Annotated in this window: 13 protein-coding genes; 3 read left to right on the top strand and 10 right to left on the bottom strand. The window is 70.9% G+C overall.

The features are described 5' to 3' along the window. Positions 1 to 98: 98 nt before the first annotated feature. Positions 99 to 704, bottom strand: coding sequence for a YdbC family protein (locus ACIQGV_RS00305; protein ID WP_402488274.1), 606 nt, complete (start codon positions 702 to 704; stop codon positions 99 to 101). Between the two features lie 147 nt (positions 705 to 851). Here ACIQGV_RS00305 and ACIQGV_RS00300 point away from each other — a divergent pair, with 147 nt between their 5' ends. Then, the gene (locus ACIQGV_RS00300) at positions 852 to 1,385 is read left to right on the top strand and encodes a TerD family protein (RefSeq protein ID WP_402488271.1); all 534 of its coding nucleotides are present in this window, start codon (positions 852 to 854) and stop codon (positions 1,383 to 1,385) included. Between the two features lie 3 nt (positions 1,386 to 1,388). On the opposite strand, the gene ACIQGV_RS00295 is transcribed toward ACIQGV_RS00300, so the two are convergent. The 3 genes from ACIQGV_RS00295 to nrdR form a co-directional block, all read right to left on the bottom strand. Next, on the bottom strand, positions 1,389 to 2,177 hold the full coding sequence (locus ACIQGV_RS00295; RefSeq protein WP_402488268.1) for a DUF2785 domain-containing protein: 789 nt from the start codon (positions 2,175 to 2,177) through the stop codon (positions 1,389 to 1,391). Positions 2,178 to 2,428: 251 nt separating this feature from the next. After that, positions 2,429 to 5,320: a vitamin B12-dependent ribonucleotide reductase gene (locus tag ACIQGV_RS00290; RefSeq protein WP_402488266.1), complete on the bottom strand. Its 2,892-nt coding sequence runs from the start codon at positions 5,318 to 5,320 to the stop codon at positions 2,429 to 2,431. Between the two features lie 153 nt (positions 5,321 to 5,473). Beyond that, positions 5,474 to 6,031, bottom strand: a complete 558-nt coding sequence (gene nrdR, locus ACIQGV_RS00285; protein WP_402488263.1) for a transcriptional regulator NrdR — start codon at positions 6,029 to 6,031, stop codon at positions 5,474 to 5,476. A gap of 569 nt (positions 6,032 to 6,600) precedes the next feature. Between nrdR and lexA the strand changes: the two genes are divergently transcribed. Continuing rightward, a complete protein-coding gene (gene lexA / locus ACIQGV_RS00280) occupies positions 6,601 to 7,380 on the top strand; it encodes a transcriptional repressor LexA (RefSeq protein ID WP_402488260.1) in 780 nt (259 codons plus the stop codon). Positions 7,381 to 7,623: 243 nt separating this feature from the next. Here the strand turns inward: lexA and ACIQGV_RS00275 are convergent, their stop codons facing one another. The 4 genes from ACIQGV_RS00275 to ACIQGV_RS00260 all read right to left on the bottom strand — a co-directional run bounded on the left by ACIQGV_RS00275 (position 7,624) and on the right by ACIQGV_RS00260 (position 14,414). Further along, the gene (locus ACIQGV_RS00275; protein WP_402488259.1) at positions 7,624 to 9,603 is read right to left on the bottom strand and encodes an ATP-dependent DNA helicase; all 1,980 of its coding nucleotides are present in this window, start codon (positions 9,601 to 9,603) and stop codon (positions 7,624 to 7,626) included. A gap of 366 nt (positions 9,604 to 9,969) precedes the next feature. Continuing rightward, on the bottom strand, positions 9,970 to 10,821 hold the full coding sequence (locus tag ACIQGV_RS00270; RefSeq protein WP_402488256.1) for a GNAT family N-acetyltransferase: 852 nt from the start codon (positions 10,819 to 10,821) through the stop codon (positions 9,970 to 9,972). Between the two features lie 80 nt (positions 10,822 to 10,901). Then, positions 10,902 to 13,004 carry an IucA/IucC family protein gene (locus tag ACIQGV_RS00265; RefSeq protein WP_402488253.1) on the bottom strand — a complete coding sequence of 701 codons (2,103 nt, stop codon included), beginning with the start codon at positions 13,002 to 13,004 and terminating at the stop codon, positions 10,902 to 10,904. Positions 13,005 to 13,040: 36 nt separating this feature from the next. Continuing rightward, on the bottom strand, positions 13,041 to 14,414 hold the full coding sequence (locus ACIQGV_RS00260; RefSeq protein ID WP_402488250.1) for an aminotransferase class III-fold pyridoxal phosphate-dependent enzyme: 1,374 nt from the start codon (positions 14,412 to 14,414) through the stop codon (positions 13,041 to 13,043). A gap of 504 nt (positions 14,415 to 14,918) precedes the next feature. Here ACIQGV_RS00260 and ACIQGV_RS00255 point away from each other — a divergent pair. Next, positions 14,919 to 16,142, top strand: coding sequence for a trypsin-like serine peptidase (locus ACIQGV_RS00255; protein WP_402488247.1), 1,224 nt, complete (start codon positions 14,919 to 14,921; stop codon positions 16,140 to 16,142). An 87-nt stretch (positions 16,143 to 16,229) separates the two neighbouring features. On the opposite strand, the gene hflX is transcribed toward ACIQGV_RS00255, so the two are convergent. Continuing rightward, positions 16,230 to 17,723, bottom strand: a complete 1,494-nt coding sequence (gene hflX, locus ACIQGV_RS00250; protein ID WP_402488244.1) for a GTPase HflX — start codon at positions 17,721 to 17,723, stop codon at positions 16,230 to 16,232. Between the two features lie 124 nt (positions 17,724 to 17,847). Next, positions 17,848 to 19,353: a M1 family metallopeptidase gene (locus ACIQGV_RS00245; RefSeq protein WP_402488241.1), complete on the bottom strand. Its 1,506-nt coding sequence runs from the start codon at positions 19,351 to 19,353 to the stop codon at positions 17,848 to 17,850. Between the last annotated feature and the right edge of the window lie 302 nt (positions 19,354 to 19,655).

The raw sequence follows: 19,655 nt of genomic DNA, 5'->3' as shown, positions 1-19,655 counted from the left end.
GAGGCCCTGCCGAGCACCCGTGCGGGCTCCATACGGCGTAGGTCACACCGTTCACACATCAATGAACACACTTTGCTCACCGATCACATGCGGAGCGATCACACCGTCCAGGTCGGCTCCAGCTCCACGATGTCACCCGTGAGCGCCGCTATGTCGGCCTCGGTCTGGGCGCGCAGGGCAAGCCGTTCCACCCGCTCGGTACGGTATTTCCCGTGCTCGGCGGCGGACCGCCACATCGAGAGGATCATGAACTCGTTGCCCGGCGCCTCGGCGAACAGCCCGCGGATCATGCCGGGCGAGCCGGCCATCGCCGGGTTCCAGACCTTCTCCTGCATCAGGGTGAAGTTGTCCACCCGGTCCTCGCGGACACGGCAGAGGGCGACCCGGATCAGGTCCGCGTCCGTGAAACGGGGCTCGAAACCGGTCTTCACGTCGAAGCGGTACTCGAACAGCCGGACCTGTGCGTCCTTGAAGGTTCCCGCCTGGGCCGCAGCCAGCCGGTCGTGGGAGCGCGCCATGAAGGAGTCGTAGAAGGCCCGGCTCTCCCAGAAGGCGAAGACATGGGCCACCGACGGCCGCCCCCGGCTCCAGCCTCCGCCCTGCCCGCGAAAACCCGGCTCGCCGGGCAGCCCCGCCCACTTCCGCTGCCCCCGCTCGAAACCGCGGCGGTCCACCACGGTGCAGCGAATCCACTTGACCAGCACCGCGCCATGGTAAGGCCACGGCGCGGGGCGGGGGTCACGCTCGGGCACACCGCTGTCCGGCAGCGGGGCACGCGTGCATGGCAGGATGGCAACCGGCCTCAACCGCAAGGAAGTTGAGTCACGGACACAGGGGGAAGGGGAATACCGGTGAACGACCTCATCAAGGGCATCCACAAGATCGAGGTGGCCCTGAAGTGGGATCCGAGCCCGATCGGGCAGCCGCCCACCGACCTGGACATAGTGGCAGCCACCTACCTGCAGAGCGCCCCGTACGGCGATCCGGCGTACGTCGTGCACTTCGACAGCCGCTCCCCCGACGGCACGATCCACCTCAACCGGGACAGCAAGGACGGCAAGGGCTTCGGCTGGGACGAGGTCATGATCCTCGAGCTCGACCGGCTGAACGCCCGCTACACGCGCGTGCTGGTCGGTGTCATCCTCCAGCAGCGTCCCGCGCGGCGGACCTTCGACAGCGTGGCCAATCCGGGACTGCGTATCCGTGAGGGGTACACCGACCTGGCCGTGGACGACTTCGCCGCGATCTCCGGGGCGACGGCCGCCACGGTCGCGGAGTTCATCCGCGACGAGGCCGGCAACTGGGACTTCCAGCCCGGTGTGCGCGCCTTCGAGGACGATCCGGCGACCTTCATCAGGACCATGGGCGAGGCCGGCCGCCCCTGAGTCTCATCCGGTGTACGGAGCCACGACGGCGAGGGTGCCCGCGAGGCCGTCCAGAACCGCTTCGCGGTGGGTGACCAGGTGCGGCGGTTCGTCGGTGTCGCGGGTGCGCAGGCCCCGGTCGGCGAGGACGTAGAGCATCCGCAGCGTGCGCATGGTGTTGGAGGCCCACGCCGGGACCGGCCCCGGTTCGCCCGTCCGGAACGCCTTCTCGACGGGGCCGAGCCAGGCGGTGGACTCCTCCACGCCCAGGTCCGGGCGGCTGAGGATCTGCGCGAGCGCGTAGGCCAGACGGTCGTCCTCCTGGGCGTCGAAGAGATGCTCGGTGGGGGCCAGCAGCCGGGCGACCGCGAGGTCGGCCAGCCGTACGGGATCCTGGCCGGGCCGCCGGGCCAGAACGGCCAGCAGGTCGGCGCCGTGCGCGGCCGCGTGCAGCCAGCCCAGCTCGGCGTCGTGTCCCCGCAGGTCCCGCTCGGCCGGGTACCAGTCCGCGAACGGGCGCCACCATGCCTCGTGCCAGTCACCCGCCTCGGCGATCCTCGCCAGGACCAGCGGCGCGAAGGCCCGTGCCTGGACGGCCGGGTGCGTGAAGTACGCGGTCACCCGCTCCCCGAGATCCTGCCGTTCGGCCGGCTCCAGGACGGGCGTCCAGCGCGCTGCGGCGGCGTAGGCGCCCTCGTCACGGACGCGGGGGTCGGCCGAGCGCAGGCCGTCGAGAAGGGCGTCGAGCGCGGCCGCGCGGGACGCGCCGGTCAGAGCGCGGATGTCACCGTCGTACCGCTGTGAGGAATCCATGCGCGGAGATTACGGCGGGAGGGGCACAGCGCACGGCGGAACGAGTGCAGCGGAACGAGCGCACAGCGGAACGCACGGCGCACGGCGGCAGGAAGGGCGGGGAACCGCACGAGCGGACGGAGACACCGCCGCGCCGAACGGCACGCTCACACGCGTGCCCTGCGTGAACCACAGGGCACGCGTGTGCACGCGAACAGCGAAGAGGGGCGTCGGCACATGGTCCGACGCCCCTCTCACTCAGTGCTCAGCGCTCAGCTGCAGCCGCTGGTCGAGCCGCAGCCCTCGCAGATGTAGCAGGAACCGGCCCGCTGCATCTTGGTGCCGCAGGAGAAGCACAGCGGGGCGTCGGCCTGGATGCCCAGCTGCATCTCCACCAGCTCGGCGCTGGTGTGGGCCTGCTTCGGGGCGGGCTTGACCGCCTCGGGCTCCGCCTTCGGCGCGACGACGGCCTTGAGCTCCTGGGCGCGCGGCGCCGACTGGGCGAGGCCCTCGACGTCGACGTCCTCGTCGTCCAGCGGCTCGTAGGAGCCCGTCTCGAGGTGACGCTGGCGCTCCTCGGCGGAGTGGATGCCGAGGGCCGAGCGGGTCTCGAAGGGCAGGAAGTCGAGCGCCAGGCGGCGGAAGATGTAGTCGACGATCGACTGGGCCATCCGCACGTCCGGGTCGTCCGTCATGCCGGCCGGCTCGAAGCGCATGTTGGTGAACTTGGAGACGTACGTCTCCAGCGGCACGCCGTACTGCAGGCCGACCGAGACGGCGATGGAGAAGGCGTCCATCATGCCCGCGAGGGTCGAGCCCTGCTTGGACATCTTCAGGAAGACCTCGCCGAGACCGTCGTCCGGGTAGGAGTTGGCCGTCATGTAGCCCTCGGCGCCACCGACGGTGAAGGAGGTGGTGATGCCGGGACGACCCTTCGGAAGGCGCTTGCGGACCGGGCGGTACTCGACGACCTTCTCGACCTTGGCGGGAGCCGCCTCGGCCTTCGCCTCCGTCTTCTTGTCGTCGTCCTTCTTCTTGGCCGAGAGCGGCTGGCCGACCTTGCAGTTGTCGCGGTAGATCGCGAGGGCCTTGACGCCCATCTTCCACGCCTCGAAGTAGACCTCCTCGACGTCCTCGACGGTGGCGGTCTCGGGGAGGTTGACCGTCTTGGAGAGGGCGCCGGAGATCCACGGCTGGATCGCGGCCATCATGCGGACGTGGCCCATCGCGGAGATGGAGCGCTCGCCCATGGCGCAGTCGAAGACCTCGTAGTGCTCGGTCTTCAGGCCGGGGGCGTCGACCACATTGCCGTGCTCGGCGATGTGGGCGACGATCGCCTCGATCTGCTCCTCCTGGTAGCCCAGACGGCGCAGGGCCTGCGGCACGGTGCCGTTGACGATCTGCATCGAGCCGCCGCCGACCAGCTTCTTGAACTTGACCAGGGCGAGGTCGGGCTCCAGGCCGGTGGTGTCGCAGGACATCGCCAGGCCGATGGTGCCGGTGGGGGCGATGACGGACGCCTGGGAGTTACGGAAACCGTTCTTCTCACCGAGGCGCAGCACGTCCTGCCATGCCTCCGTGGCGGCGGCCCAGATCGGCGTGTCCAGGTCGTCCATGCGGACGGCCGTGCCGTTGGCGTCGGCGTGCTGCTTCATGACGCGCTTGTGGGCGTCCGCGTTGCGGGCGTAGCCGTCGTACGCGCCGACGACCGCGGCGAGCTCGGCGGAGCGGCGGTAGGCCGTGCCGGTCATCAGGGAGGTGACGGCACCGGCGAGGGCACGGCCGCCGTCGGAGTCGTAGGCGTGGCCGGTCGCCATCAGCAGGGCGCCGAGGTTGGCGTAGCCGATGCCGAGCTGACGGAACGCGCGGGTGTTCTCGCCGATCTTCTGGGTCGGGAAGTCCGCGAAGCAGATGGAGATGTCCATCGCGGTGATGACGAGCTCGACGACCTTGGCGAAGCGCACGGCGTCGAAGGACTGGCTGCCCTTGCCGTCGTCCTTGAGGAACTTCATCAGGTTCAGCGAGGCGAGGTTGCAGGACGTGTTGTCCAGGTGCATGTACTCGCTGCAGGGGTTCGAGCCGTTGATGCGGCCGGACTCCGGGCAGGTGTGCCAGTGGTTGATCGTGTCGTCGTACTGGATGCCCGGGTCGGCGCAGGCCCAGGCGGCCTCGGCCATCTTGCGGAAGAGGGCCTTGGCGTCGACGTCCTCGATGACCTCGCCGGTCATGCGGGCGCGCAGGCCGAACTTGCCGCCCTGCTCGACCGCCTTCATGAACTCGTCGTTCACACGGACGGAGTTGTTGGCGTTCTGGTACTGGACGGACGTGATGTCGTCGCCGCCCAGGTCCATGTCGAAGCCCGCGTCGCGCAGGGCGCGGATCTTCTCCTCCTCCTTGACCTTGGTCTCGATGAAGTCCTCGATGTCGGGGTGGTCGACGTCGAGGATGACCATCTTGGCCGCGCGGCGGGTGGCGCCACCGGACTTGATCGTTCCTGCGGAGGCGTCGGCGCCGCGCATGAAGGAGACGGGACCGGAGGCGTTGCCTCCTGAGGACAGCAGCTCCTTGGAGGAGCGGATACGGGAGAGGTTCAGGCCGGCGCCGGAGCCGCCCTTGAAGATCATGCCCTCTTCCTTGTACCAGTCGAGGATCGACTCCATGGAGTCGTCGACGGCCAGGATGAAGCAGGCCGAGACCTGCTGGGGCTGCGGAGTGCCGACGTTGAACCAGACAGGGCTGTTGAAGCTGAAGATCTGGTGCAGGAGGGCGTACGCCAGTTCGTGCTCGAAGATCTCGGCGTCGGCGGGCGAGGCGAAGTAGCTGTGGTCCTCGCCGGCCTTCCGGTACGTCTTCACGATGCGGTCGATCAGCTGCCTGAGGCCGGTCTCGCGCTGCGGGGTGCCGACGGCACCCCGGAAGTACTTGCTGGTGACGATGTTGACCGCGTTCACCGACCAGAAGTCGGGGAACTCGACGCCACGCTGCTCGAAATTGACCGAGCCGTCGCGCCAGTTGGTCATGACGACGTCACGGCGCTCCCACTGGACCTCGTCGTACGGGTGCACGCCGGGGGTGGTGTGGATGCGCTCGATACGCAGTCCCTTGGTGGCCTTGGTGCCCTTGGAACGGGAACCTCGCGCCGGACCGCTCGCCGTCTCTGTCATGCCGCCTCCCTGTACGGGCGAAAACGCCCTGAAGTGCCCCGATGTTCCCGAGACACGTTGTTCTGTCTGGTGCTGCGGGCACCCGCGTACCGCCCGCAGCAGGTCTTCTCCTGGCCGCCCCGACCCGGCCGGACCGGACGTCCGGCCCGCCGGTCAGTCGGCGGCGCCCGCGGGCTCGGGGACCTGGACGGTCTCCCCGCTCCCGCAGTCGTTCTCCTGGCTCCCCGTGACACCGTTCCCGCGGTCGTCGTCGTCCGCGGCGGTGCATGTGGTCTGCCTCAGCTCGGCGATGGCCGTCTCGAAGTCCTCCAGCGAGTCGAACGCGCGGTAGACCGAGGCGAACCGCAGAAAGGCGACGAGGTCGAGCTCCTGCAGCGGACCGAGTATGGCCAGCCCCACGTCGTGCGTGGTCAGCTCGGCGCTCCCGGTGGCCCGCACCGCCTCCTCGACCCGCTGGCCGAGCTGGGCCAGCGCGTCCTCGGTGACCGGCCGCCCCTGGCACGCCTTGCGCACGCCGTTGATGACCTTGGTGCGGCTGAAGGGCTCGGTGACGCCGGACCGCTTCACCACCATGAGCGAGCACGTCTCCACGGTCGTGAAGCGACGGGAGCAGTCGGGGCACTGGCGGCGCCTGCGGATCGACGTGCCGTCGTCGGTCGTACGGCTGTCGACGACCCGGCTGTCGGGGTGCCTGCAGAAGGGGCAGTGCATGAACTCCCAACCCTCCTCACAGCAGACTCAATGGCCTCAGGAGCCCCTTGGGCCCCTCGAAGCAGCCACAAGCATAGGCGATGCCGGAGACCCCGAAGACCGGGGGGACCACAACTTGTGGGCTGATGCCGCCATCCAACCACTAGATGTGGGGATTGGCTCATACATGCACGCCGGGCCGCGTGTCGCACCCCACGACCTGCGACGAGACGCCGGACATCCCGACAGGCGGCGCGTCGCACGGCCCGTCGCCATGCCCTTCGGGGCGGTTCGGCGCTACCGTGGGCGCCGCGGAGGCGGATGCGGGACCTCCGCGCGGGGACGAGGGGCCGGCACTCGGCGAACAGGGCACCGGACGGCAGACCGGGGCACGCCTCCACGGAGGCGGCACCGGCGGTGAAGCGTATGGCAATACGCCCTTCCGCCCGCCAGGCAGCGCGTCAGCTATACACCCGGACATGTGATCGCGTCAGACGAATCGCGGTTTTTCACTCGAACGTGTGTTTGGCGCAACCTTTCGAAAGCAACTACCGTTGTCCGGGCAGGGAGACAATTCGAGAGGGGCCGACGTGACCACCACCACAGACAGTGCCACCATCACCGCCCAGGACCGCTCCCAGGGCCGACTCGAGCCGGTGCATGCGATGAACGAAGCCGTGAACCCCGAGGGGCACAAGCGCTCTCTGCCGGGCCGACCTCCAGGCATCCGGGCCGACAGCTCCGGGCTCACGGACCGGCAGCGCCGGGTGATCGAAGTGATCAGGGACTCCGTGCAGCGCCGTGGCTACCCGCCGTCGATGCGGGAGATCGGCCAGGCGGTCGGACTGTCCAGCACGTCCTCGGTGGCGCACCAGCTGATGGCCCTGGAGCGCAAGGGCTTCCTGCGCCGCGACCCGCACCGCCCGCGCGCGTACGAGGTACGCGGCTCCGACCAGGCGGCCACGGTGCAGCCCACGGACACCGCGGGCAAGCCCGCCGCGTCGTACGTGCCGCTCGTCGGCCGGATCGCCGCCGGTGGCCCGATCCTCGCCGAGGAATCGGTCGAGGACGTCTTCCCGCTGCCGCGGCAGCTGGTCGGTGACGGCGAGCTGTTCGTCCTGAAGGTCGTCGGCGACTCCATGATCGAGGCCGCGATCTGCGACGGCGACTGGGTCACCGTCCGCCGTCAGCCCGTCGCCGAGAACGGCGACATCGTGGCCGCCATGCTCGACGGCGAAGCCACCGTCAAGCGGTTCAAGCGCGAGGACGGCCACGTCTGGCTCCTCCCGCACAACGCCGCCTACGAGCCCATCCCCGGCGACGACGCGACCATCCTCGGCAAAGTGGTGGCCGTCCTGCGCCGCGTCTGACCCTCCGGCCGGCGGGCCCAACCGACCACCCGCCTCCCTGACCGGGCCCCGGAACCTCTGCGCCGGTTCCGGGGTCCTGTGCTGTCCAGGGGCCTCTGCTGTCCAGGGGCCTTCTGCACACACGGGCGGGAGGCCCGCCCGCCGCATTCGAAGGCGAGGGGCGGGCGCCCCCTCGCTGGAGGGGCGGGCGCATCGCCTGCCGGGGAGGCGGGCGCATCCCGTGTCAGGGCACGCCCGCTCCCGTCACTCCTTCTCCTCCTGCTGCTGCGCCGCGGCGTCGATAGCCGCCAGCGACTTGCGCACCTGGTTGCGGTCCATCGTGTACCAGAAGTCGGGCAGCGACGCCTTCAGATAGCTGCCGTAGCGGGCCGTGGCCAGACGCTGGTCGAGGACGGCGACCACTCCGCGGTCTCCCGTCGCCCGCACCAGACGACCGGCGCCCTGAGCCATGAGCAGGGCCGCATGGGTCGCGGCGACCGCCATGAAGCCATTGCCTCCGGCGTCCTCCACCGCCTTCTGGCGGGCGCTCATCAGCGGGTCGTCCGGGCGCGGGAACGGGATCTTGTCCATGACCACCAGCTGACAGCTCGGGCCGGGCACGTCGACGCCCTGCCACAGCGACAGCGTGCCGAACAGGCACGTCCTCGGATCCGCCGCGAAGTTCTTGATCAGCTCGCCCAGGGTCTCCTCGCCCTGGAGCAGGATCGGGTACTCGGGGATGCGTGAGCGCAGCTCCTCGGCCGCCAGCTGGGCCGCCCGCATCGACGAGAAGAGGCCGAGCGTGCGTCCGCCAGCGGCCTGGATCAGCTCCGTCAGCTCGTCGAGCATGTCCCCGCGGTCGCCGTCCCGCGCGGGGCGTGCCAGGTGTTTGGCGACGTACAGGATGCCCTGCCGGGGATAGTCGAACGGCGATCCGACGTCGATGCCCTTCCACTGCGGCAGGTCGTCGCCCTCCGTGCCTTCGGGGCCGAGCCCGAGGGACGCGCCCACTCCGTTGAAGTCGCCGCCCAGCTTCAGCGTGGCGGAGGTGAGGATCACCGAGCGGTCCGCGAAGAGCTTCTCCCGCAGCAGGCCCGAGACGGACATCGGGGCCACCCGCAGGGAGGCTCCGAAGCGGTCGTGGCGTTCGTACCAGACGACGTCCCACTCGAAGCCGTGCGTGATCCGCTCGGCCACGTCGTGCACCGTCTCCACCGAGGCGAGGGCCTGTTTGCGGACGGCGTCCTCGTCCTGGACGGACTTGTCCCGTGTGGCGCCGATGGCCGAGATGACGGTACGGCAGGCGTCGCGCAGCGCCATGAGGGCGTAGCCGAGATCCTCCGGGATCTCCTCCAGGCGGCCGGGCAGGGCCAGCTCCATGAGCCGTTCGAAGCCCTCCGCGGCGGTCTGGAGCTGGTCGGCGGCCTTCTCGTTGACGAGCTTCGCCGCGCGCCGCACCGCGCGGTTGACCTGTCCCGGGGTCAGCTCTCCGGTGGCGACCCCGGTGACGCGCGAGACCAGTTCATGCGCCTCGTCGACGATCAGCACCTCGTGCTGGGGCAGGACGGGGGCCCCCTCGATGGCGTCGATCGCCAGCAGGGCGTGGTTGGTGACGACGACCTCCGCCAGCTTGGCGCGCTCGCGCGCCATCTCGGCGAAGCACTCGGCGCCGTACGCGCATTTCGTGGCTCCGAGGCACTCGCGCGAGGAGACGGACACCTGGGCCCAGGCCCGGTCCGAGACGCCCGGTGTCAGGTCGTCACGGTCACCGGACTCGGTCTCGTCCGACCAGTCGCGCAGCCGCAGCAGGTCCTGGCCCAGCTTGCTGGTGGGCGCGGCGGCCTCGAACTGGTCGAAGAGCCCCTCCTCCTCGTCCTGAGGCATGCCCTCGTGGAGGCGGTGCAGGCACAGATAGTTCGACCTGCCCTTGAGCATCGCGAACTCCGGGCGGCGGCGCAGCAGGGGGTGGAGGGCGTCGACCGTGCGCGGCAGGTCCCGCTCCACGAGCTGGCGCTGGAGGGCCAGAGTGGCGGTCGCGACGACGACTCGCTCCCCGTGCGCGAGCGCGGGCACGAGATAGCCCAGCGACTTTCCGGTGCCGGTGCCGGCCTGGACCAGCAGATGCGACGCGTCGTCGATCGCTTCCTCTACGGCTTCGGCCATGGCCGCCTGGCCGGGGCGTTCCATGCCGCCGACGGCGGAGACGGCGGCATGGAGGAGTTCGGGGAGTGAGGGCTTCGTCATAGCCCGACCACCCTACGGCTCGGCACTGACAAACGGGGGGTCGCGAGTGATGTGAGGGGTGGGATCAAGGCTGTGGGTCTCTTGTGGGTGAGGGGCGGGTGACGGCTGAGGTCGGCGGGGTGCCGTCCGGGAAGCCGTCACGGACGAAGGCGGACGGAGACGGACGGAGACGGACGGAGACGGACGGAGGCGGAATTCCGCCGCGGGCCGATGGAGGCGGATCACCTCGGATTCCGCCGCGGACGAATGGAACCGGATCGCCCCGGGATTCCGTCGGAACCGGATCGCACCAAAATTCCGTCACGGGCGGACGGAACCGGATCACGCCGGGCGGTGTACCAGAAGTGACGACAATGTCGCGCAGGGCTACAGCAGATGACGCAGGGATCGGTCTCGGACCATCAGGGCGGCCCGCTTCCCGGGAAGGCCGATCTCGGCGGAGAACCGGAAGCCTGCGGTGAGGAAGGCGGCGATGGAGGGGATGTTGCAAAGATCGGGTTCCGCGATGACGCGTGCGCAGGCGGGCCTGCTGTCGAGCGTGAGATCGGCGACAGCTCTCAGAAGCATGCTGCCGAGCCCTCGCCCGCGGTCGGCGGCACCGCCGATGAGGAGGTGGATGCCGGTGTCGTGCGGTCGGGCCGGGTAATGGCGGGCAAGCGGGTCGAGGTCTGCCCGGTAGATCTCCCAGTAGCTCATGGGGCTGCCGTCCAGCAGGCCGAGGCAGGGGACGCTGCGCCCGTCGCCCGTCAACTGCGCCCGCACGTGCTCCCCGGCCACCTGCGGGGGTCCGGCCAGTTCCCAGAAGGCCGCTACGGCAGGGTCGTTCATCCAGCGGACCACGAGCGGCAGGTCTCGCTCCGGCTGTACCGGGACCAGCCGGAACTCGCCCGCGGAGGTGGCCGTCGGACCCCATGACTCCACCCGGTCCAGCAGGTCGCCCCTGCCCGCGAGCGGTCCGGCGTGACGCCACCCCGCGGCTTCCCCGGGGACGGGCGGCGCCGCGGCCTCCTCGGGGAGCGACGCCACCGGCTCGCCGCGGAGGCCCGCCAGGAAGTCGTCGGGCAGCCGTAGGTCCAGCGTGTCCTCGACGTCCGTCCCCAGGGCGCCTGCGGGCCCCGGGCCGAACTCGGCGACAGCGGTGGAGCCGTCGGTGGCATGGCCGGAGCCGTCACGGGCGGAGACGGGGGCTGGGCCGGCACCGGGGTCGGTGGGAGGCACGACGCTCCTCTCAGGGGGCGGGACGAGGCGGGTTCCTCAGGAACGAAAGGGGTCGGTGTGGGCGGCGGGCGACGGAAGGCTCAGGAGTGAAGGGGGTTGGCGATGGTGACGTAGACCGACTGGGTGTCCACGGGGCCGACGAGTTCGTCGAGGCCGCGCAGCCGGGTCAGCAGATTGGCCTTGCAGCGCAGGACGGGCGAGTCGAGCAGCCGGGAGGGCAACGAGGTGGGCAGTCGGGCCGGGCCGGTGGCGACGCTCTGGAGGAAGCGGCGGAACGCGGCGAGCAGCAGCCGTTCGTCCGCGAGGCGCTGTGACCCGAAGGCGCCCACGAGGCCGAGCACGTTGTTGATGGCGAGGTAGTAGGCGAAGCGTTCGTCGGTGACCTCGTCGGAGACGAAGGTGTCGCTGTGCTCGCCGATGCCGGGAAGCCGGGCGTCGATCTCGTCGCGCCGGGAGGCGCGGAAGTAGTAGCCCTGGTTGTCGCGGTAGCGGCCTCCTGCGGGCCAGCCGTCGGTGTCCAGCAGGAGCAGGGTGTTCTGCTGATGCGCCTCCAGCGCGATGCCGGCTTCCGCGTCCAGCCACAGGACGGGGCGGACGACATGTTCGAGATAGCGCAGGAACCACTCGGCGGCGACTGCTCCTCGGGGACGTCCGGTCCGCGCGGCGAGGCAGGTGACCAGCTCGGCGAGACGCGACCGCAGCACGGTTCCGCCCAACCCTCCGCGGCGGTCCTTGGCACCCGTCAGGGGTCTGGGCCGAGGGGCGACGAGCCCGGCGACACAGCCGGCATCGTCGGACGGAGCGAACGGGTTGTGCCGGATCACCACGTCGAGCCCTGGCACGGGGCTGCCGTCGGGCCCGTCCACGGCCAGCCATGCCGGGTCCCGGACGATGTCGAAGCCGGGGTGGGCGGCCTGCCATCGACGGGCCAGGCCGCTGCGCAGCAGCCGGTGGACCTCGACTCCGCGGTGGAGTTCCTTGCGCAGGTTCTCTCGGCAGGAGTTGGTGATCCGCAGGCCGAGCGACAGCTTCAGCATGGCCGGAGCGGTGCTCCGGTGGACGGTTCGTACGGAGGAGGTGGGATGCCAGGGGGCGCCGTGGACGCCGAGATCCTTGAGCAGCCCGGCGTCGAACAGTGCTGTGACCTCTGGGCGGTGACGGATCTCCCTCATCTGCCAGGGATGCAGCGGCAGAGCGGCGTGGCCGTCGGGCAGCGGCAGATCCGGACCGGCGAGACGTGCGGTGAGCCGTGCCGCCGGGACGGAGCGGCCACGCTCGGTCCAAGCCGAGTCATGGGCCAGGGCGGAAGGCGAGACAGCGATCCAGTGCAGGGGAAAGGAGCCGCGCAACTCGGGTGAGTACAGACGCCCTTCGGATTCCGTGAGACCCTCGCGGCTCTTCGGGGTGGGATGCAGCGGGTGCCCCAGCACGAGTGCCTGCTCGGCGGCGAGGAAGAGGTCGGAGCTGTCTGCGGTACGGGCACGCCGGTCACTGATGAAGGTGGCGGTGCGGCGGACCGAGTCGGCGACGCGGGCGACCAGGTCGGTCCCCTCGTCCCCCGCGGGCCCGGAGGCCGGGGCGCCACCGTTCCCGGCCGACGCGGCGGAGCACGCCTCCGCGCCGGAGTGTTCCTCCGTGGCGGAGCATGTCTCTCCTGCCGGGTCGCTGTACGGCTCCCGGGCGGGCGGGGCCGCGGCAGGGGCCGAGTCGGTCTCTCGGGCCAGCAGGGCAGCGAGGGTGACCGCGGCGACCGTGGACGCGGAAGCAGGTGCGCCGTCCAGGGACGGTGCGCCGAAGCGGTGCCAGCCGGTCGGCGACCAGTAGGGGACGGGCACCAGCAGGGCGGTGGCGCTGGCCGGGAGCGGGATGCGGAGGATCCCGTCCGCCGGGGCCGGGAGGCCGGTCTCCCGGACCCAGCAGCGGAGCAGGTTCTCCGTGGCCGCGGCCTGGGCGGCGGCCCGCGGGTCGGGATGCTCCAGGGGCTCAGGGAGGTCGGGGGCGCGGGAGGCGTGAGCGGGCGGGGCGCCCGTCTCCGGAGGAAAGCCACGCGGCTCACCCGCCTCGGGCGCGGGGGCGTGTTGCCGGGGGACTGCAGGGTCCTCCGGAACGGGAGGCGGCTCGGTGGTGTCGGCTGCCTGTGTCGAGGAGCGGGAGGTGCGGTCAGGAAGGGGAAGGATGTTCACGCGGGTTCCTCAGGGGGTGGTGCCTCAGGGTGGTGGTCACAGCTGTTCCCGCGCGGGGAAAGGGGCCGACGCCGTCGTGCGGCCGTATGTCGCCTCCTCCATCGCGTCGGAGAGCCGGTCGACCACGGCCGCAGCCTGCTCGTCGCTGACGGTCAGGGGCGGAAGCAGCCGTACGACAGGGGAGTCATGGCCGCCGAGGCCGACGATCAGACCTCGTCGCAAGCACGCGCGCTGGACGGCGGCGGCCAGTTCGGCGGCGGCCGGACGAGCGGGTTCGCCGCCCGGCAGGACGTCCTGCTCGGGCGGGAGGAACGTGATGCCGATCATCAGCCCTCGGCCTCGGATCTCTCCGACGCACGGGAACTTTGCGGCAATTTCAGCGAGTTGGCCCAGTATGCGGCGCCCGAGGGTGTCCGCGCGTTCCGCCAAACGGTTCTCGCGGACGTGGGCGAGGGTCGCCGCGCCGGCGGCCATGGCCAGTTGGTTGCCGCGGAGCGTGCGTGCGGGGGTGTCGGCCTCGAAGTCGGTGTGGTGGACGACCAGGGACAGCGGCAGGCTGCCGCCGATGGCCTTGGAAAGAACCATCAGGTCGGGTGTGACACCGCTGTGCTCGACGGCCCAGAAGGCTCCGGTGCGGCCGACTCCGGTCTCGGTCTCGTCGGCGATCAGGGGTACCGACCGGGTGGCGGCGAGACGGCGTACCTGCCGCGTCCAGCTGTCGGGGACGGGGCTGATCCGGTCGTCGCCGCGGACGGCCTCGACGATCACTCCGGCCGGCCTGGCGGACTCCGGCCAGAGGGAGGCGAGTTGGAGGTCTGTCTCCGTCTGCGGGCCGGGGGCGGCGCCGGGCGACCTCTGTGCGCCGATTCCGGCACCGGCCGCCCGGCCCGAACCGGGCTCGCCCGCCGGTCGGGGGGCGTCAGCGGCGGGCTCGGCAATCGAGCGTGGACCATGGCTCGTTGCCGGGGGGACGAGGGGCGCTGCCGGAGGGCTGAGGTGGAGGACCTCGGTTTCGCCCGTCACGGCCCGCACGAGTCGGCGGGCTTCTTCCATGGCGCTCGCGGGGGAGGGTCCGCAGAACCGTACACGTGCGTGCTCGGCGAGGCCGGGCGGCAGGGTACGGAGGAGTTCGGCGACGAAGTCGTCCTCGACGGGGGTGCTCAGATCGGGGACGTGCAGAGGGGCACCCGAGTCGAGCACCCTGCGGATGGCCGCGAGGACGACGGGGTGGTTGTGGCCGAGGGCGAGAGTGCCCGCGCCGGAGAGGCAGTCCAGATAGCGGCGGCCGTCGGCGCCCTCGATGGTCAGTCCGCGCGCACGTACGGGCACGATCGGCAGTGCGTGTGCATAGGTGCGCGCCCCCGCTTCCCGTGCCGTCCTGCCCCTCGAAGTCTCCTCGGTCACGGTCACGCCTCTCCGTCCTCCCGCTTGTCCGGAGCCGAGACCTCGCCCGTGCTCCCCACCCGCCCGGGGGACGTGACATCCCCCGGCCCCGTACGACCCCGACTCCCCCGTGGATCCACCGAGTTCTCCACGCCTCACCGATTCACCGGCTTCCCGGATCCACCGGCTTCCCGGCCCCGGACGCTCCCCCGGCGGCGTTCGAATCGCCCGCCCACCGCTACCAACCCCCGACCGGCCACGGGGTTACGGGTGGCGGCAAGATCCCTGGGGTGAGGGGGGCTCGCGGCCGCCGTAGGCGTGCGGCCGCGCGACGCGTCGGCGACAAGGCGTCAACTCGGTTGCTGAGCGGACGATTGCCAGGTCAGACGGCTTGTATCCGAACCGTTGCCGTTCCGTCGGAACTCGCCCACAGCGACCGCATAGTGTGGGGTGCCGTTCCAGGAGCCCCTGCCGCACGCGGGAGTCCTGGCCTCAAGCGCCACGTTCGTCCACCTCAGGGGGAGTCAGCACATGCGATCCATACGGCCGTCGTCCACCGCTCGCCGAGGGGGGAGCGCGCGCCGCGGACCCGCCCGCGCCGTGGCCGCTGTCGCCCTCGTGTCGGCGCTCACACTGGCCGCGACGGCCTGTGATTCGGGCGACGACACGGCGGGCGGCGACCCGTCGGCCTCGTCGGTGGCCGGCGACGACAACAAGATCAAGATCCCGGACGACATCAAGAGCCGGCTCAAGGAGCACGGGATCGACATCGACAAGTGGCGGAACGGCGCCTGGAAGAACTGGGACAAGGACGACTGGCTGCGCGAGGCCGACGAGTTTATCAACCCGATCATCGAGGACCTGTGGGACCCGGACCGGATGCGGGACGCCGAGGAGCCGGACAAGGGTGTCGACGAGAACGACATCTCCGGTGACCAGGGGGTGACGGACCCGACGCCGGAGCCGGTGGAGGCTCAGGCGGTTTCGACGCCGTACCACGCCAATGTGCCGGTCGCGGGCAAGGTCTTCTTCGACTCCCCCGAGGGCACGATGGTCTGCTCGGCGACGGTCGTGCAGGACCCGGCCCACCCCGGCAAGTCGAACACGGTGTGGACGGCGGGCCACTGCGTGCACGCCGGCAAGAGCGGCGGCTGGTACCGCAACATCGCGTTCGTGCCGTCGTACAACGACGCGGGTCTGTCGGCGACCGAGCAGGAGACCGCCTCGAAGGAGCAGGTCGCTCCGTACGGGGTCTGGTGGGGCGACTGGGTGCAGACCTCCGACCAGTGGATCGAGCAGGGTGGCGCGACCGGCGGTGACGGCGCGTCCTACGACTTCGCGGTGATCCATGTGACGCCGGAGGAGGGCGGTTCGGGCAAGTCCCTGGAGGAGACGGTCGGTTCGGCTCTGCCGGTCGACTTCAACGCCCCGGCCGTGCCGAAGGTGGACAGCATCACGGCGACGGGTTACCCCGCGGCGGCACCGTTCGACGGCCAGTCGATGCACCAGTGCGAGAGCAAGCCCGGCCGGCTGTCGCTCAGCGACTCCGACCCGACGATGTACCGCATCGGCTGCACCATGACCGGTGGTTCCTCCGGCGGCGGCTGGGTCGCCGCGGGGGCGGACGGCAAGCCTGCGCTGGTGTCCAACACCTCCATCGGCCCGGTCACCGGCGGCTGGCTGGCCGGCCCGCGGCTGGGCGAGGTCGCCGAGGGCGTGTTCAACGAGGTGAGCGAGAAGTACGCCTCCCAGTGAGGCACCCCGCCCCCAGCTCGTGACGAACTGAGCATGCAGAAGGCCCGCCCCGGCGAGGGGCGGGCCTTCTGTCGTGCGGTGGGCCGGTCAGGCGACCGACGCCGGAACGTACGGCGCGAGTTCCGCCGCGAGTTCCTCGTGCACCCGCGCCTTGAGCAGGGTGCCCTCCGCGGTGTGCTCCTCGGAGATCACCTCGCCCTCGTCGTGCGCACGGGCGATCAGCTTGCCGTGCGTGTACGGCACGAGCGCGTCGATCTCGACCGAGGGCCGGGGCAGCTCGTTGTCGATGAGTTCGAGCAGCTCGGCGATGCCCTGGCCGGTGCGGGCCGAGACGGCGATGGAGCGCTTCTCGTTCCGCATCAGCCGCTGGAGCACCAGCGGGTCGGCCGCGTCGGCCTTGTTGATCACGACGTACTCGGGCACATCGGTGGCACCGACGTCCCTGATCACTTCGCGTACGGCCGCCAACTGCTCCTCCGGGACCGGGTGCGAACCGTCGACCACATGCAGGATCAGGTCGGCGTCGGCGACCTCCTCCATGGTGGAGCGGAACGCCTCGACCAGGTGGTGGGGCAGATGCCGGACGAATCCGACGGTGTCGGTCAGCGTGTAGAGCCGGCCGCTCGGGCTCTCGGCCCGCCGGACGGTCGGGTCCAGGGTCGCGAACAACGCGTTCTCGACCAGAACGCCCGCGCCCGTGAGGCGGTTGAGCAGCGAGGACTTGCCTGCGTTGGTGTAACCCGCGATGGCGACGGACGGCACCTTGTTGCGCCGGCGCTCCTGGCGCTTGATGTCGCGGCCGGTCTTCATCTCCGCGATCTCCCGGCGCATCTTCGCCATCTTCTCGCGGATCCGGCGCCGGTCCGTCTCGATCTTGGTCTCACCGGGACCACGGGTGGCGAGACCGCCGCCCTTGCCGCCGCCCATCTGACGGGACAGCGACTGACCCCAGCCTCGCAGCCTCGGCAGCATGTACTGCATCTGCGCGAGCGCGACCTGCGCCTTGCCCTCTCGGGACTTGGCGTGCTGGGCGAAGATGTCGAGGATCAGGGCCGTACGGTCGATGACCTTGACCTTGACGACGTCCTCCAGGGCGATGAGCTGGCCGGGGCTGAGCTCACCGTCGCAGATGACCGTGTCGGCACCGGAGTCGATGACGATGTCGCGCAGCTCCAGGGCCTTGCCGGAACCGATGAAGGTGGCCGGGTCCGGCTTGTCGCGGCGCTGGTAGACACCGTCGAGGACGTGGGCGCCGGCCGTCTCGGCCAGCGCGGCGAGCTCCGCGAGGGAGTTCTCCGCGTCCTGCAGGGTCCCCGAGGTCCAGACGCCGACGAGGACGACCTGCTCCAGACGGAGCTGCCGGTACTCGACCTCGGTGACATCCTCGAGCTCGGTGGAGAGACCCACCACGCGGCGCAGGGCCGCGCGCTCGGAGCGGTCGAACTGGTCGCCGTCCCGCTCTCCGTCGATCTCGTGGCTCCAGGCGACGTCCTCTTCCATCAGGGCATCGGCCCGAAGACCTTCGGGGTAGCTGTGCGCGAGGCGCTTGTTGTCCTGGGAAAAGGAAGAAGAGGAGGTCATTGGGTCCTTACGTCGATAGGGATTCCGTCACTGCTCACAACGTACGAGTACCCCGGGAGATTCCCGCTCCCACGTCGTGGCCGCCTGAAGATGGTCGCACGGCACGCCACGTCTCGTCACGGCGTTATTTCCGGGTGCCCGTGGGCGCGGCGGAGGTCCAGTCCGGATGCCCGGGCATCGGCGGGGTCTTCTCTCCGTACAGCCAGGGCTCGAGGAACGCGTCGAGGTTCCTGCCGGAGACGACGGAGGCCAGCTCGACGAAGTCGTCGGTGCCGGCCGTGCCGTCCTTGTGGAGGCTCACCCAGGCCCGTTCCAGGCGGTCGAAGGCGGGGTGGCCGATCTTCTGGCGCAGGGCGTACAGGACGAGCGCGGCCCCGTCGTAGACGTTCGGGCGGAAGATGCTGATCTTGCCGCCGGGGTCGGGGGCCTTGGGCGCGGCCGGGGGCCCGCCCGCGGCGCGCCAGCGGTCGGAGGCTCCGTACGCGGCCTTCATCCGGGCCTGGAGCGGCCGGTCGGCTGTCTCCTCCGCGTACAGGGCCTCGTACCAGGTGGCGTGCCCCTCGTTGAGCCACAGGTCGGACCAGGTGCGCGGGGTGACGCTGTCGCCGAACCACTGGTGCGCCAGCTCGTGCACCATGATCGACTCGACGTACCACTTGGGGTACAGGGGCTCGGTGAACAGCTGCCTCTCGAAGAGGGAGAGGGTCTGCGTCTCCAGTTCGAAGCCGGTGGAGGCGTCGGCCATGAGCAGGCCGTACGTCTCGAAGGGGTAGGGCCCGACCTTGCCCTCCATCCAGGCGATCTGTCCGGGCGTCTTCGCGAGCCACGGCTCCAGCGACGCGCGGTGCTCGGTGGGCACGACGTCCCGGACGGGCAGGGCGTGCGGGCCGGTGCGGTGCAGGACGGTGGAGCGGCCGATGGAGACCTGGGCCAGTTCGGTGGCCATGGGGTGCCGGGTCCGGTACGTCCACGTCGTGGCCCCTCGCGCGCGGTCCACGCCGGTGCGGAGGCCGTTGGCGACGGCCGTGTAGCCGTCGGGGGCGGTGACGCGGATGGTGAACAGGGCCTTGTCGGAGGGGTGGTCGTTGCACGGGAAGACCAGGTGGGCGACATCGGCCTGGTTGGCCATGGCGAGGCCGTCCGAGGTGCGCACCCAGCCGCCCTCGCGCTCGGCGTCGTAGACGGGGTCGCTGGTGTGCCGCACGGTGATCCGCATCCAGTCGCCCCGGGCGAGCGGCGTCTCCGGTGTGACCACCAGGTCCTCACCGGCGGTGACGAAGCCGGCGGGCCTGCCGTCGACCTCGACCGAGCCGACCTCGCCGTGCGCGAAGTCGAGGTTCACGCGGTCGAGCGCCCGGGTGGTCCAGGCGTCGATGGTGGTGACGGCCCGGAGGGGCTTGCTGTTGGAGCCGGAGTAGTCGAAGGACAGGTCGTACGACGCCACGTCGTAGCCGGGATTTCCCAGATGCGGGAAGAGACGGTCACCGACGCCGAGCGGGACGGGCGGGGCGCTCGCGGCGACGAGGCACACGGAGACGGCGGAGGCCAGCAGGGCCGCCTTCAGCCGACGGGAACGGCGGCCGGGGCGAGCGGAGGACCCGCGCGGGGCGACACGGAAAGTGAGCGGCATGCACCACGGCTACCAGCGCGCGGGGGCCCGGCCGTGACGACGCGCGACGGGCCCACCCGAACGAGATCGTCCGCGCCGACGGACGACGGGACCGGGCCGGGCACCCGGCAGGACCGGCGGACGACGGGACCGGGCCGGACGAACCGGACCGGCGGACGAGGGGACCGGGCGGAGCGAACCGGACCGGCGGACGACAGGACCGGACCGAGCGAACCGGACCGGCGGACGACAGGACCGGACCGAGCGAACCGGACCGGCGGACGACAGGACCGGACCGAGCGAACCGGACCGGCGGACGACAG

The sequence above is a fragment of the Streptomyces sp. NPDC093094 genome, assembly GCF_044754345.1.
In the GTDB taxonomy this organism is placed as follows: Bacteria; Actinomycetota; Actinomycetes; order Streptomycetales; family Streptomycetaceae; genus Streptomyces.
The sequence above is the reverse complement of the archived record's forward strand: the minus strand, read 5'-3'. Positions and strand labels throughout refer to the sequence as shown.